The organism is Bacillus yapensis, assembly GCF_005280205.1.
GTDB classification, from domain to species: domain Bacteria; phylum Bacillota; class Bacilli; order Bacillales; family Cytobacillaceae; genus Robertmurraya; species Robertmurraya yapensis.
The window spans coordinates 38,097-53,477 of the sequence record NZ_SUND01000024.1; the positions used below are offsets into that span (position 1 = coordinate 38,097).

Annotated in this window: 15 protein-coding genes and 1 rRNA gene; all 16 read left to right on the forward strand. The window is 39.8% G+C overall.

The genetic code is table 11. From position 1 onward, the window contains the following. Positions 1-96: 96 nt before the first annotated feature. Positions 97-834: a vWA domain-containing protein gene (locus FAR12_RS21510; RefSeq protein WP_126410815.1), complete on the forward strand. Its 738-nt coding sequence runs from the start codon at positions 97-99 to the stop codon at positions 832-834. Continuing rightward, on the forward strand, positions 803-1,774 hold the full coding sequence (locus FAR12_RS21515) for a serine/threonine protein kinase (RefSeq protein WP_126410828.1): 972 nt from the start codon (positions 803-805) through the stop codon (positions 1,772-1,774). The genes FAR12_RS21510 and FAR12_RS21515 overlap by 32 nt, the downstream gene beginning before the upstream one ends. A gap of 182 nt (positions 1,775-1,956) precedes the next feature. Then, the gene (gene tilS / locus FAR12_RS21520; RefSeq protein ID WP_126410816.1) at positions 1,957-3,390 is read left to right on the forward strand and encodes a tRNA lysidine(34) synthetase TilS; all 1,434 of its coding nucleotides are present in this window, start codon (positions 1,957-1,959) and stop codon (positions 3,388-3,390) included. After that, the gene (gene hpt / locus FAR12_RS21525; protein ID WP_126410817.1) at positions 3,380-3,931 is read left to right on the forward strand and encodes a hypoxanthine phosphoribosyltransferase; all 552 of its coding nucleotides are present in this window, start codon (positions 3,380-3,382) and stop codon (positions 3,929-3,931) included. The genes tilS and hpt overlap by 11 nt, the downstream gene beginning before the upstream one ends. A 151-nt stretch (positions 3,932-4,082) precedes the next feature. Beyond that, positions 4,083-6,062, forward strand: coding sequence for an ATP-dependent zinc metalloprotease FtsH (gene ftsH, locus FAR12_RS21530; RefSeq protein ID WP_126410818.1), 1,980 nt, complete (start codon positions 4,083-4,085; stop codon positions 6,060-6,062). Positions 6,063-6,242: 180 nt separating this feature from the next. Continuing rightward, positions 6,243-7,025, forward strand: a complete 783-nt coding sequence (locus FAR12_RS21535; RefSeq protein ID WP_170972289.1) for a type III pantothenate kinase — start codon at positions 6,243-6,245, stop codon at positions 7,023-7,025. Between the two features lie 66 nt (positions 7,026-7,091). Next, positions 7,092-7,970 (forward strand): Hsp33 family molecular chaperone HslO, encoded by an 879-nt coding sequence (gene hslO, locus FAR12_RS21540; RefSeq protein ID WP_126410819.1) that lies wholly within the window; start codon positions 7,092-7,094, stop codon positions 7,968-7,970. A gap of 36 nt (positions 7,971-8,006) precedes the next feature. Next, positions 8,007-8,891 (forward strand): peptidyl-prolyl cis-trans isomerase, encoded by an 885-nt coding sequence (locus FAR12_RS21545; RefSeq protein WP_246010472.1) that lies wholly within the window; start codon positions 8,007-8,009, stop codon positions 8,889-8,891. 187 nt (positions 8,892-9,078) lie between these two features. Then, on the forward strand, positions 9,079-10,002 hold the full coding sequence (gene cysK, locus FAR12_RS21550; RefSeq protein WP_126410820.1) for a cysteine synthase A: 924 nt from the start codon (positions 9,079-9,081) through the stop codon (positions 10,000-10,002). Positions 10,003-10,213: 211 nt separating this feature from the next. After that, complete coding sequence (gene folP / locus FAR12_RS21555) at positions 10,214-11,059, forward strand: dihydropteroate synthase (protein WP_126410821.1); 846 nt, start codon at positions 10,214-10,216, stop codon at positions 11,057-11,059. Next, on the forward strand, positions 11,052-11,411 hold the full coding sequence (folB, locus tag FAR12_RS21560; RefSeq protein ID WP_126410822.1) for a dihydroneopterin aldolase: 360 nt from the start codon (positions 11,052-11,054) through the stop codon (positions 11,409-11,411). Before folP ends, folB begins: the two co-directional genes overlap by 8 nt. A gap of 3 nt (positions 11,412-11,414) precedes the next feature. Then, positions 11,415-11,939 (forward strand): 2-amino-4-hydroxy-6-hydroxymethyldihydropteridine diphosphokinase, encoded by a 525-nt coding sequence (folK, locus tag FAR12_RS21565; RefSeq protein WP_126410823.1) that lies wholly within the window; start codon positions 11,415-11,417, stop codon positions 11,937-11,939. Further along, the gene (locus FAR12_RS21570; RefSeq protein WP_126410824.1) at positions 11,891-12,100 is read left to right on the forward strand and encodes a helix-turn-helix domain-containing protein; all 210 of its coding nucleotides are present in this window, start codon (positions 11,891-11,893) and stop codon (positions 12,098-12,100) included. The genes folK and FAR12_RS21570 overlap by 49 nt, the downstream gene beginning before the upstream one ends. Before the next feature lie 22 nt (positions 12,101-12,122). Then, complete coding sequence (dusB, locus tag FAR12_RS21575; protein WP_126410825.1) at positions 12,123-13,124, forward strand: tRNA dihydrouridine synthase DusB; 1,002 nt, start codon at positions 12,123-12,125, stop codon at positions 13,122-13,124. Between the two features lie 196 nt (positions 13,125-13,320). Then, positions 13,321-14,814 carry a lysine--tRNA ligase gene (gene lysS / locus FAR12_RS21580; RefSeq protein ID WP_170972290.1) on the forward strand — a complete coding sequence of 498 codons (1,494 nt, stop codon included), beginning with the start codon at positions 13,321-13,323 and terminating at the stop codon, positions 14,812-14,814. A 344-nt stretch (positions 14,815-15,158) separates the two neighbouring features. Further along, positions 15,159-15,381: ribosomal RNA gene (locus tag FAR12_RS21585) — 16S ribosomal RNA — on the forward strand; the annotation flags it as partial.

The following is a 15,381-nucleotide window of genomic DNA, read 5'->3' on the forward strand; positions in this document are numbered from 1 at the left end:
ATCCCTTAATAATGAGTAAACTAATCCGTTTCTTTATGTATATTTCCTCTTCTATGTGACGAAAATGGTAACAACCTGTGAAGAGGAGGAGAAAGGATGAATCCAGGAACGATCAAGCAAATTTTATTGATTACGGATGGCTGCTCAAATCAAGGGGAAGATCCGATTGCGATGGCCGCTCTGGCAAAGGAGCAAGGCATAACAGTGAATGTGATTGGAGTGATGGAGCACGATACAATTGATGAAAAAGGAATGAAGGAAATAGAAGGCATAGCGATGTCAGGTAGCGGTGTCAGTCAGGTTGTCTATGCGCAAAAATTATCTCAAACCGTGCAAATGGTAACAAGAAAGGCTATGACGCAAACATTACAAGGTGTGGTGAATAAAGAGCTTCGACAAATCCTTGGTGATTCGAAGTCGGTTGAGGATTTGCCGCCAGAACAAAGAGGCGAAGTCATGGAAGTTGTCGATGAGCTTGGTGAAACTGTGAATTTGGACGTGTTGATTCTTGTCGATACAAGTGCCAGCATGAAAAATAAACTTCCGACCGTCAAAGAAGCCTTATTGGACCTGTCTTTGAGCCTTAATGCCCGCTCGGGGAATAATCAGTTCGGTGTATTTGTATTTCCCGGGAAAAAGAAAGATGTCGAAAAATTGCTGGACTGGACACCACAGCTTGAATCATTAACAAGCATTTTCCCTAAGCTGACAACGGGTGGGATTACACCTACAGGTCCTGCTATTCGTGAAGCTTGTGCCTATTTTAAGAAAAAACGTTCTCTAAGGAGTCTATTATCTCGTGATGATGAACAGTACTTTGAAGAATCTATGTAAGGTTAGTCCAGGGACAATTATCGAAGGGAAATGGCACCATCATCGTTATACGATACTAAAAGAATTAGGATTTGGGGCAAACGGAATTGTTTATTTGGCACAATTTCATAATCAAAGGGTAGCGCTTAAAATGAGCGACAACGGAATGTCGATTATATCGGAGGTCAATGTCCTCAAATCCTTCGCAAAGGTCCAAGGGTCATCCCTGGGGCCTTCTTTAGTTGATGTAGACGATTGGGTTCAAAGAAATCATACAATCTCCTTTTATGTAATGGAGTACATTGAGGGTCCGGATTTGCTCTCTTTTATCCAACAGAAAGGAAATGGGTGGACAGAAGCTCTTGTACTCCAATTGCTTTCTGATCTTGACACCTTACATAAGCAAGGTTGGGTTTTTGGTGATTTGAAGCCGGAAAATTTAATTGTGATGGGCCCACCACCGCGAATTCGTTGTATTGATGTCGGCGGCACCACGATCCAGGGGAGAGCGATTAAAGAATTCACTGAGTTTTATGACCGAGGGTATTGGGGATTGGGGTCACGAAAAGCAGAACCAACCTATGATCTATTTGCTGTAGGTATGATTATGATCAATATGGCCTATCCAAAACGATTTAATAAGACAACAGGAGGGTTGAACCAGCTAAGAAGCATGATTCAACAAAAGCCAGAATTAAAAAAGTATGAAGACATCATATTAAATGCGCTTCAAGGGAAATATCAGTCGGCAAAACAAATGAGAATGGACATACTCCAAGGAATAGGGAGTCAGGCGAAATCTGTAGTTCCGCCCGCACCACAGCAAAGAACCAGAATCAGTGTTAAAACTCAGAGATATTCGCCTAAACCGTCTAAAAGAAGAAAGGGAGGCTGGGTTGAAACGACTCTAATAGTGACGATTGTATCTGTACTCTACTTTCTCTATATATTTGGAATATAATTTTGGAGTGAAAATAAACCTGCAAAAATTTGAAACAAAATGAAGGTGTCATACGTACTCTACCTAGGAAGATTATGTGTTTATTTTTAGTTGCGGAAACGTTCATGTGAATTGTTTTGATTTGATCTTCATTAGTGGTAAGCTTAATAGTGAATAGTAAGCTTTAGAAGGAAGCGAAAAATATGTTAGAAAGAAAAGTAGAGGCTTTCCTTAAAAAGAGGCAATTCCCTATTAATAATATAGGTATTTTAGTAGGGGTTTCTGGTGGTCCAGACTCGCTTGCACTTCTCCATTTTTTGTGGAGTCAAAAAGGTAAATGGAATGTAGAGATTTATGCTGCCCATGTTGATCATATGTTTCGAGGGAAAGAATCAGAAGAAGAAGCTCTTTTTGTCCAACGTTTTTGTGAAGACAGAAAAATTCCTTTTGAAATGACACAAATGAATATTCCTGACTATATGGAGAAAACAGGGTTAAGCTCTCAAGTCGCTGCTCGAGAGCGTAGGTATGAATTTTTTCAACAAGTGATGGATAAATACAACCTGTCCACTCTGGCTCTTGGACATCATGGTGATGACCAAATTGAGACGATTTTAATGCGATTAACAAGAGGTAGCGCTGGGAAAGCTAGAGCTGGAATTCCTTTTTCACGAATATTCCACGACAGAGTGCTTGTACGTCCCTTTCTTTGTTTAAACAGGGAAGAGATTGAGGAGTACTGCCTGCTTCATCAATTAGAACCGCGAAGAGATCCGAGCAATGAAAAGGATGTGTATAGCCGAAATCGATTTCGAAAATACATTCTTCCTTTTTTAAGAAAAGAAAATCCGCAGGTTCATGAGCAGTTTCAACGGTTAAGCGAGGAGCTAGAAAGCGATGAAGAGTTTCTTGTCCAGCTAACAGAAGAACGTTTGAAATCGGTTATCACGGAGAAAAGGGATGCGCGAATTTCCATTGATATTGAAGCATTTAATCTAATGCCTTTGCCTTTACAAAGAAGAGGGATTCAACTAATATTAAACTATCTTTATAAGGTAAGACCTGCTTCATTATCCGCCATACATATTGAAAAGATTTTTTCTATTTTAAAAAGTCCTCATCCTTCAGGAACATTAGATTTTCCAAATGGGTTAAAGGTAGTTCGTTCCTATCAGGAATGCTCCTTTCAATTCCATATACAAACAAATCAAACATCCTATAATCTAGAGATGAGTAAGCCTGGAGAAGTTTTTTTGCCAAATGGAGACATACTAATGATGGAAGTTCTCCATGGTGAAGAAATGAGAATTACTAGTCCTGCTCAAATTCTCCTTTATATGGAGGAGGATGTTCTACCTTTGGTGATTCGTACTCGTAAAAACGGGGACCGGATGACCATTAAAGGGATGAATGGAACGAAAAAATTAAAGAATCTTTTTATCGATGAAAAGGTTCCGATACATATGCGGAATGGTTGGCCCATTGTCACCGACCGAAATGACCAGATCATTTGGGTTCCAGGGCTAAAAAAATCGAATCTTTATTCGGTTCGTGATTATGAAGTGAGTCAAAGAATAATTCTTTTAACGTATATAAGCAATGATCTTCTAGGGGGCACAGCAAAACATGAAAAATGATATTGAAAAAATATTAATTACTGAAGAGGAAATTCAAGCGAAAATTAAAGAGATGGCAAAGCAATTGACTGAAGATTATCAGGATACTTTCCCATTAGCGATTGGTGTTCTAAAGGGCGCCATGCCTTTTATGGGTGACCTTTTAAAAAGAGTGGATGCCTATTTAGAAATGGATTTCATGGATGTATCAAGCTATGGAAATTCTACTGTGTCTTCAGGTGAAGTGAAAATCATTAAGGATTTAGATACTTCTGTCGAAGGTCGCGATATTTTAATTATCGAAGATATCATCGATAGTGGTCTAACGTTAAGTTATTTAGTGGAACTATTCCGCTATCGTAAGGCGAAGTCCATCAAAATCGTCACACTTCTTGATAAGCCAACTGGAAGAAAAGCGGATATCAAAGCTGATTATGTATGCTTCAATGTTCCTGATGCCTTTGTTGTAGGATATGGACTTGATTATGCAGAAAAGTATCGTAACTTACCATATATTGGTGTTTTAAAACCAGAGGTATATACGACGAAAGAAGAAGCGTAAAATAATAACATTATTTTTCAATTCCTATTATAAAATATAGGCATAGACACGCTTGAAAATTAAGGATTTATCAAAAAGGAAAATCCTTGGTTTCAAATAAATCACTATGATACTAGTTAGTATAGTTGTTTACCGTGGGAGGAGGTAAGGGATGAATCGCATTTTTCGCAATACCATCTTTTATTTACTGATATTTTTGGTCATTATTGGTGTTGTAAGTTTCTTCAATGGAAATAATGAGCCGACAGAAGATATGTCTTATGATGAATTTATTACCCATTTACAAGCAGGTGATGTAAAGGAACTCAGCATTCAACCTGAAAGAGGGGTATATGAAGTAAAAGGAAGCCTTGAAAGTTATGAAGAAGGAAAGACCTTTATAACATATGTATGGAATAGCGAACAGCTATTACAAGAAGTGGATAAAGCAGCGGCAGCGTCAGAAGTAAAAGTGATGCCTGCTAAGGAAACAAGTGGTTGGGTAACCTTCTTCACTTCCATTATTCCATTTATCATTATTTTCATCTTATTCTTCTTCCTATTAAACCAGGCTCAAGGCGGCGGAAGTCGTGTTATGAACTTTGGTAAGAGTAAAGCTAAGCTTTACAACGATGAAAAGAAGAAGGTCCGCTTCAAAGATGTTGCGGGTGCAGATGAAGAAAAGCAAGAGCTTGTAGAGGTTGTTGAATTCTTGAAGGATCCTCGAAAGTTCGCAGAACTAGGTGCAAGAATTCCTAAAGGGGTGCTCCTTGTTGGACCTCCAGGGACTGGTAAAACATTGCTTGCTCGCGCTGCAGCAGGGGAAGCGGGAGTACCGTTCTTCTCTATCAGTGGTTCTGATTTTGTTGAAATGTTTGTTGGGGTCGGGGCATCCCGTGTTCGTGATTTGTTTGAAAATGCGAAGAAAAATGCGCCATGTATTATTTTCATTGATGAAATTGATGCGGTTGGTCGTCAGCGTGGAGCTGGTCTTGGTGGAGGTCACGATGAACGTGAGCAAACTCTTAACCAATTGCTTGTTGAAATGGATGGTTTCGGAGCAAATGAAGGAATTATCATCATTGCTGCGACAAACCGCCCAGATATTTTGGACCCAGCGTTATTGCGTCCAGGGCGCTTTGACCGTCAAATCACAGTGGACCGTCCAGATGTTATTGGACGTGAAGCGGTATTGAAAGTACATGCTCGAAATAAACCGTTAGATGAATCAGTTGATCTAAAAGCTATTGCTGCTCGCACACCAGGTTTCTCTGGAGCAGACTTAGAGAATTTATTAAACGAAGCAGCGTTAGTAGCCGCTCGTCGAAATAAGAAAAAAGTCGATATGGATGATATCGATGAGGCGACAGACCGTGTCATTGCAGGTCCAGCTAAAAAGAGCAGGGTAATCTCCAAGAAGGAGAGAAACATTGTTGCTTTCCATGAGGCTGGCCACACTGTCATTGGTGTTGTCTTAGAAGAAGCAGATATGGTTCATAAGGTAACAATTGTACCTCGTGGTCAAGCTGGTGGATATGCTGTAATGCTTCCGAAAGAAGACCGCTACTTTATGACGAAGCCTGAGCTTCTTGACAAGATTGTCGGATTGCTAGGTGGACGTGTTGCAGAGGAAATTGTATTTGGCGAAGTAAGTACAGGTGCACATAACGACTTCCAACGCGCAACAGCCCTTGCACGTCGAATGGTTACTGAGTTTGGTATGAGTGATAAATTAGGACCGTTACAATTTGGTCAACCACAAGGTGGTCAAGTGTTCTTAGGTCGCGACCTTCATAATGAACAGAATTACTCAGATGCAATTGCCTATGAAATTGATCTAGAAATTCAACGCATTATTAAAGAATGCTACGAAAAAGCGAGAACTATCCTCACTGAGAACCGTGACAAACTTGATTTAATCGCAAATACTTTATTAGAAGTAGAAACATTAGTTGCTGAACAAATCAAACATTTGTTTGACCATGGTACAATGCCTGAACGAAAGACATCTACGGATGACGACGTTAAGGTAAATATCAGCGTCAAGAAGGATGAGGAAAGCACAGAGAAGCCTGAAGCTGTTGATTTAGGAAAAACAGATGATGGTTTTGAGGTTCCGCCAACTTCAACTGATGAAGATAAAAAAGAGTAAATGAATGAGGTGCCCTAAATATGGGGCACCTTTTGTGTTGTGAGAATGAGGAATTTGTCTTTCTGGCGAGATTTCCGCATTCCATTAAAGCAACATGTTGCGAAAAATGGCTTTATTTGTGTTAAAATGTTGGCAGAATATGAATGTTGTGCCTTTAATTTAGATAAAGTGGTGATCCGGGTGATTTTTGTTTTTGATGTTGGTAATACAAATATGGTTCTTGGCGTTTATGATAAAGATGAATTGAAGCACCATTGGCGAATTGAAACCAATCGAAATAAAACCGAAGATGAATATGGCATTGTGATTAAAAGTTTGTTCGACCATGTAGGGCTAGAGCTTTCTGCGATTAAAGGAATTATTATTTCCTCAGTCGTTCCTCCGATTATGTTAGCGTTAGAAAGAATGTGTGAACGCTATTTCCATATTAAGCCACTTGTAGTAGGGCCGGGAATTAAGACAGGGTTAGATATAAAATATGAGAACCCGCGTGAGGTGGGGGCAGACCGTATCGTGAATGCCGTCGCTGCGATTCATGAATATGGTAGTCCGCTGATTATCGTTGATTTTGGAACAGCGACAACGTATTGCTATGTAAATGAACATAAGCAATATATGGGCGGGGCGATTGCGCCAGGCGTGAATATTTCTACGGAGGCCCTTTATCAAAAGGCAGCGAAGCTTCCTCGTATTGAAATTGTGCCACCACCTGAAGGTGTTGTCGGGAAAAATACTGTTGCGGCAATGCAAGCAGGCATTTTATATGGTTATGTAGGTCAAGTGACAGAGATTGTGAAAAGAATGAAGCAACAGAGTAAAGAAACCCCACAGGTGATTGCAACGGGTGGACTTTCTGAGTTGATTGCTAAAGAAACAAACGTTATTGATATTGTCGATCCTTATTTAACATTAAAAGGTCTACAGCTCATTTATAAACGAAACATGGAAACGATAAAGAAATAAGCTTGTATTAGGCTTGAGGATATTTTAAATACAGCTAATGAAATGCATCTTGAAAGGGGCAAAACAATGAGTGATTATTTAGTAAAAGCACTGGCCTATAATGACCAGGTACGTGCTTATGCTGTTCGTAGTACAGAAACGGTAGGAGAAGCACAAAGACGCCATCAAACATGGCCAACGGCTTCAGCTGCTCTGGGTCGATCCATTTCAGCTGGAGTGATGATGGGTTCTATGCTGAAGGGCGAAGAAAAGCTAACAGTCAAAGTGGAGGGAGATGGCCCACTCGGTCCGATTCTTGTTGATGCGGATGCGAAGGGACATGTAAGGGGTTATGTAACCCATCCTCAAGTTCACTTTGATTTGAATGAACATGGGAAACTTGATGTTAGAAGAGCTGTGGGTACAAGTGGCTTCCTATCAGTTGTTAAAGATATAGGTTTAAGAGATTATTTCACTGGGCAAGTTCCGATTGTATCAGGGGAGCTCGGGGAAGACTTCACCTATTATTTTGTAAAATCTGAGCAAGTTCCATCTTCTGTCGGTGTAGGTGTATTAGTGAACCCAGATAATACAATTCTTGCTGCTGGTGGATTTATTATTCAGTTATTACCAGGGACAGAGGATGAAACGATTACTCAAATTGAAGAACAATTAAAAACAATCCCGCCAATCTCGAAGTTGATTGAAAAAGGACTAACGCCAGAAGAAATTTTAGAAGCAGTGCTAGGCAAAGGGAATGTCCGTTTTCTTGAAACACAACCGGTTTCTTTTACATGCTCATGCTCAAAAGAGCGATTTGCTGACGCGATTGTGACCCTTGGAAAAGAAGAGATCCAAGATATGATCGAAACAGATGGCAAAGCAGAGGCACAGTGCCATTTTTGTAATGAGACCTATCTGTACACAAAAGAAGAATTAGAAAATTTAATAGAGGAAGCAAAATAGACCATGATTCAGATCAATTTTTGGAGGAGAATCGGTTTGGAAAAAAAGTTGGAGAAAAAGCAGCTATGGTTGATAATCGCTGGCCTTATTTTGATCAATTGTCTAACCGTTGCTTTTTTTCTAACTAAACAGGGGACAGGCTTTGGTTCAGGTGAGGTTGTTGCAACGGTAGGCAAAGAAGAAATCACGAGACAAGACTGGCTGAATGTCATGGAATCAAGATATGGTAAGGATGTACTCAAGGAGCTTATCGATCAAAAGGTTGTTGAGTCGTTGGCGAAAAAATACGATATTAAAGTGTCCGAAGCAGCGATTGATCGGGAAATGCTTTTAGTCAAAACGATGTATGGGAATTCAACAGAGGCGTCAAGTGAAGAAGAGTGGCGGAAGCAAATCGAAGCAAGCTTGCTGTTAGAAGAGATTTTAACAAAGGATGTTGAAATTCCAGAAGCTGAATTAAAAGCTTATTACGAGGAAAACAATAGTCTATATAACATACCAACTTCCTATCATGTCTCACAGATTGTTGTAAAAACGCTGGATGAAGCGAAACAAGCGGTCAAGGAATTGGAACAAGGATCAAATTTTTCTACATTGGCGATGGAAATGTCGATTGATGAATTTAGCGCGAGTCAGGGTGGCGATCTGGGATTCGTTCGAGCAGACGATGAGTATTTGCCCCCAAAATACATAGAGGCAATCGAGAAATTGAAGCCAGACAAATGGAGTGAGCCGATTCAAGTCGAAGAAGGTTATGCGATCGCATTGCTACATGAGCGTATTGAAGGAAAGAAATATGGTTTTAAAGAAGTGAAGGATGAAATTAGAAGAGTGATTGCTCTAGAGGAAATGCAAGGGCATTCGACTGTAGAAGATTTTTGGAATGAAGTGAAAGTCGACTGGTTTTACGGTGAACAATGAGGGATGAAAACACGGGCTTGTGCTCGTGTTTTTTACTAGATTAGAAGGAGCCTGAATTGTTGATTTTGTGAAGATTTTTTGAATGAAAAATATTCAGTTTTTTTAATGTAAAATGATTGACAATTTAGGCTGGGATTGATAAATTTGAATTAATCCAATAAAAATACTCGGAAATAGAGGTGTCGTAATGGTACGTATAGCCAATTCAATTACAGAATTAGTAGGTCAAACGCCAGTTGTAAAATTAAATCGTCTTGTTGATGAAAACAGCGCAGATGTGTATTTGAAATTAGAGTACATGAACCCGGGAAGCAGCGTAAAAGACCGTATCGCTTTGGCGATGATCGAAGCAGCAGAAGAGCAAGGAAAGCTGAAAGCTGGAGATACAATCATTGAACCAACGAGCGGTAATACAGGAATTGGTTTAGCGATGGTCGCTGCAGCAAAAGGCTATAAAGCGATTCTTGTCATGCCTGAAACGATGAGCTTGGAGCGTAGAAACTTACTTCGTGCTTATGGAGCAGAGCTTGTATTAACTCCAGGGCCTGAAGGAATGGGTGGAGCGATTCGTAAGGCGACTGAACTTGCTGAAGCAAACGGTTATTTCATGCCTCAACAATTTGAAAACTTTGCGAACCCAGAGGTACACAAAAGAACAACAGGTAAAGAAATTGTGGAGCAATTCGGTGACCAGCTTGATGCCTTTATTTCTGGAATCGGAACAGGTGGTACAATTACAGGAGCTGGTTCTGTACTAAAAGAAGCATATCCTGATATCAAAATTTATGCGGTTGAGCCAACTGATTCTCCAGTTTTATCTGGTGGAAAGCCTGGCCCTCATAAAATCCAAGGAATTGGAGCAGGGTTTGTACCAACTGTATTAAATACAGAAGTTTACGATGAAGTAATTCAAATCACGAACGATGAGGCATTTGAATATGCTCGCCGTGCTGCAAAAGAAGAAGGGATCCTAGGTGGTATTTCTTCTGGAGCTGCGATTTCAGCTGCACTAAAAGTGGCAAAAGAGCTTGGAAAAGGGAAGAAAGTATTAGCGATTATCCCAAGTAACGGAGAACGCTACTTAAGTACACCATTATATTCTTTTGAGTAATGATATATTTGTGCGAGGAGCAATAGTCGGTTGACTATTGCTTTTTTTGTTTTATGAAGTTGTCACGCAGTTTACCGCTTACCCTTATGAGGGGAAATCAAGGACTTTTCATTGTCGCTCCTTTTTACGGGTTTTCCTAGTCCTCAAAAGGTTTTAGAAATGACTTCTAAAATGCTACAATAAACGAAAGCGAAAGTTTTGGAGGATAAGAATGTCAGAATTACAAAATCAAAGGATTGAATGTGGACCGTACACGTTAGACTATCGTAATAAGACGTTAATTATGGGGATATTGAACATAACGCCTGATTCTTTTTCTGATGGTGGGAAATACAATCAGATCGAACAAGCGGTCATTCGTGCTAAGCAAATGGTGGAAGCTGGTGCTGACATTATTGATATTGGCGGTGAATCAACGCGACCAGGCTATGAAAGAGTTTCGGATGAGGAAGAGATCGCACGGGTTGCTCCGGTGATTGAAGCCATCTCGAAGGAAATTCAAGCTCCGATTTCCATCGATACATATAAATCTGCCGTGGCAGAGGCAGCACTTCAAGCGGGTGCTCATATTCTTAATGATATATGGGGCGCAAAAGCAGACCCTCGTATGGCTACGCTTGCTGCAAATTTTAACGTTCCGATTATTTTAATGCATAACCGTGATAATCGTGATTATAGCCATTTTTACCGTGATGTCGTCAATGATTTATTTGAGAGTATCCAGATCGTAAAGAATGCAGGGGTGAAGGATGATAAGATTATTTTAGATCCAGGCATTGGTTTTGCGAAAGATCTCTCTGAGAACATCGAAATGATGAGGCATTTGGATAAGCTTGTCGACATCGGGTACCCAGTCCTTTTAGGGACTTCGAAAAAATCACTGATTGGACAAGCGTTGAATCTCCCGGTAGATGAAAGAGCAGAAGGAACTGCCGCTACTATCTGTTACGGAATTCAGAAAGGCTGCCAAATTGTCCGTGTTCACGATGTGAAGGAAGTAAGTAGAATGGCGAAAATGATGGACATTCTTATTGGAAAGGGACAGATTCATGGATAAAATCTATTTAAATAAAATGGAGTTCTATGGCTATCATGGAGTTTTTCCTGAAGAGAATCGCTTAGGACAACGATTTATCGTCGATTTAGTGGTGAACGTCGATTTGAGACGAGCTGGGGAAACGGATAACCTTACGTATTCTATAAACTATGGAGAATTATATGAGGTATGTAAGAAGATTGTTGAAGGGGAACCGTTTAAGCTAGTAGAAGCGGTCGCTGAAAAAATTGCCGACACATGTCTTTCTCAGTTTACAAGAGCGGCTGCTTGTACGGTCAAGGTGATAAAGCCAGATCCACCAATCCCAGGCCATTACGAGTCAGTTGCAGTGGAGATTACAAGGAGTAGATAATTTATGAATCGAGCGTTTCTTGCGATTGGAACAAATATCGGTGATCGGTATCAAAATATTGGTGATTGCTTAACTCTGTTACATGAACATCCTCATATCGATTTGGTACAAGCTTCATCTATTTATGAAACAGATCCGGTAGGATATACGGAACAAGATCCATTTTTAAACATGGTAATTGAGATCAAAACAGCTTTGACACCTGTAGAATTACTGGATAGTTGCTTAGAAATCGAACATAGTCTTGGGAGAAAAAGGATAATTAGATGGGGACCGCGAGTCATAGACCTTGACATTCTACTGTATAATCAAGAAAATATTGAAACAGATAGGCTTTTTGTTCCTCATCCAAGAATGCAAGAAAGAGCTTTTGTATTAATTCCACTCCTAGAGATTAGTCCGGACGAGAAGCTACCAAGGACGAACCAACCTTTACGGAACTGTTTAGATAAAATATCTGATAGAGAGGGAGTACGGATATGGAAGCAGAAAAATGGGGAAGACGTATTCGCGCTTTTCGCAAACTAAAAGGTTTTACGCAGGAAGGTTTTGCGGAAAAGCTAGGTGTATCAGTTTCTATTTTAGGAGAAGTAGAACGAGGGAATCGCATGCCAACAACGGAGCTTGTGGCACAGGTTGCTGAAATACTACAGATTAGTATAGATGATTTAACGCCACCAGAAGAATAGTGTGGTTGGAAGGAGATATTCAGTGCTTAAAATTGGTAATATCGAAATGAAGAACCAAGTGGTCCTAGCGCCGATGGCAGGCATTTGTAACTCAGCCTTTCGTCTAACTGTTAAGGAATTTGGTGCAGGGTTAGTATGTGCTGAAATGATCAGCGATAAAGGGATTGTTTTAAAAAACGCAAAAACAATGAATATGTTATATATTGATGAACGAGAGAATCCATTAAGCCTCCAAATCTTTGGTGGTGAAAAAGATACGCTGGTTGAAGCGGCAAAATTCGTCGATAAGAATACAAATGCAGATATTATTGATATAAACATGGGGTGCCCAGTACCGAAAATTACAAAATGTGATGCAGGTGCAAAGTGGTTACTTGACCCCGACAAAATCTATGAAATGGTTTCTGCGGTAGTAGACAATGTCGACAAGCCAGTTACGGTAAAAATGCGCATGGGCTGGGATGAGGAACACATTTATGCTGTGAAAAATGCCCAAGCGGTTGAGCGAGCAGGCGGAAGTGCGGTATCTCTACACGGACGTACGCGCGTTCAATTATATGAGGGACAAGCAAACTGGGACATCATCCGTGAAGTAAAGCAGTCGATTAATATTCCGTTAATCGGAAACGGTGATGTGCAATCACCTCAGGATGCTAAGCGTATGTTAGAGGAAACTGGTTGTGATGGCGTCATGATCGGAAGAGCGGCATTAGGTAATCCGTGGATGATTTATCGTACAGTTCAGTACCTGGAATCAGGGGAGCTTATCGATGAGCCCTCAGTAAGAGAAAAAATTGCTGTGTGTATTCTTCATCTTGATCGTTTAATTGCTTTAAAGGGTGAATATGTCGCTGTTCGTGAAATGCGTAAGCATGCAGCTTGGTATTTAAAAGGAATCAAAGGAAATGCCAAAGCGCGTAATGCGGTTAATTTATGTAACACGAGAGACGAACTTGTGAATTTATTAAATGAACTTGTTTTAGAGCAAGAGGCAAAAGAGCTAAGTCAAGCCCAATTGGTTTAGCGATTGACTTCTGTAGCTTCTTTCATTATGATGGAAAAGAAAACTGCCGGTCATTACTGGCAGTTTTTTATTCTATTTAAATTACGTAATAGGTGTCTCTTTCACATATTTTGTGTAAAATAGTATAGTATGATTTTTTGTATTTATGTGCGTACCTTAATCAATTATCATTTTGAAATACATAGCTGTAATGGAGATGATGAATATGAGTCAGGAAGAATTAAATGACCAATTGATAGTTAGACGAGAAAAAATGAACGATTTACGTGAAAAAGGGCTTGATCCTTTTGGTAAACGTTTTGAGCGTTCTCATTTAACAAGTGAGATCACAGAGGCTTATGAGGGTCTTGAAAAAGAAGAGCTTGAGCAAAAGAATGTTGCAGTAACAATTGCGGGCCGCATCATGACTAAACGTGGTAAAGGAAAAGCTGGGTTTGCTCATTTACAAGACTTAACTGGACAAATCCAAATCTACGTTCGTGTAGACGCTGTTGGCGAAGAACAGTACGAACTTTTTGGAAGTACAGATTTAGGAGATATCGTGGGTGTTACCGGTACTCTATTTAAAACGAAAGTTGGAGAACTTTCTATTAAAGTTCAAGAATTCCAACTCTTAACGAAAGCTTTACGTCCGCTACCAGATAAATTCCACGGTCTAAAAGATGTGGAACAAAGATACCGTCAACGCTATCTTGATTTAATCAGTAGTGAAGAAAGCAGAACTACATTTATTACCCGAAGCAAAATTATTCAAGTGATGAGACGTTATTTAGATAACAATGGTTATCTAGAAGTAGAAACTCCGATGATGCATGCGATCGCCGGTGGAGCATCGGCTCGTCCATTTATTACACATCATAATGCATTAGACATGCAGCTTTATATGCGTATTGCGATTGAGCTTCATCTAAAACGTCTTATTGTAGGTGGTTTAGAGAAGGTCTATGAAATTGGACGTGTATTCCGTAATGAAGGAGTGTCAACAAGACATAATCCAGAATTTACGATGATTGAACTCTATGAAGCTTATGCAGATTATAGAGATATTATGAGCCTAACGGAAAATCTGATTGCTCATATTGCCCAAGAAGTATTAGGAACGACTACAATACAGTACGGCGAATATACAGTAGAGTTGAAGCCTGAATGGAAAAGACTTCATATGGTAGACGCTGTTAAAGAATATACAGGCGCGGATTTCTGGAAGGAAATGACCGTTGAAGAAGCAAGAGCTCTTGCCAAAGAACACGGAGTCGAGATCAAGGATTCTATGTTATATGGACATATTGTCAATGAGTTCTTCGAGCAAAAGGTTGAAGAAAAGCTAATTCAACCAACATTTATCTACGGACATCCAGTAGAAATCTCACCACTAGCGAAGAAAAATGAAGAAGATCCACGCTTCACAGATCGTTTCGAGTTATTTATCGTCGCTCGTGAGCATGCGAATGCTTTCACTGAATTAAATGATCCGATCGATCAAAGAGAACGCTTCGAAGCTCAATTAAAAGAAAGAGAGCAGGGAAATGACGAAGCTCATATGATGGATGATGATTTCATTGAAGCATTAGAATACGGAATGCCTCCAACAGGTGGATTAGGAATCGGTATTGACCGATTAGTAATGCTTTTAACGAACTCACCATCGATTCGTGATGTATTATTATTCCCATTAATGCGTCATCGTTAATATGTTAAAAGAGAGCAGATTTGCTCTCTTTTATTTTTCTTAAAGATTTTCGAAAAAAAGTGTTGCCTCGAAATTATTATCGTGGTATATTATTATCTGTTGCCGCTAAGACTAGCGACAGACAATAAAAGATTTTTAAAAAAAGATATTGACGCAGAAAGTCATTTCTGCTAATATTAAAAAGTCGCCTTTGAGCGATGAACGAGATGTTTTCTCTTTGAGAAAACACAAAGGAATGATATTTTCACTTTCGTGAAAAATCATTATTGTACTTTGAAAACTAAACAAATCATACGTCAACGTTAGTTTAATTTAAAGTTTTATTTAAGAGCTAATCTTACTCTTTATTGGAGAGTTTGATCCTGGCTCAGGACGAACGCTGGCGGCGTGCCTAATACATGCAAGTCGAGCGCTTGCATATTGAAAGCTTGCTTTCAATATGCTTGAGCGGCGGACGGGTGAGTAACACGTGGGCAACCTGCCTGTAAGACTGGGATAACTTCGGGAAACCGGAGCTAATACCGGATAATGCTTTTGAACTCATGTTCGAAAGCTGAAAGATGGTTT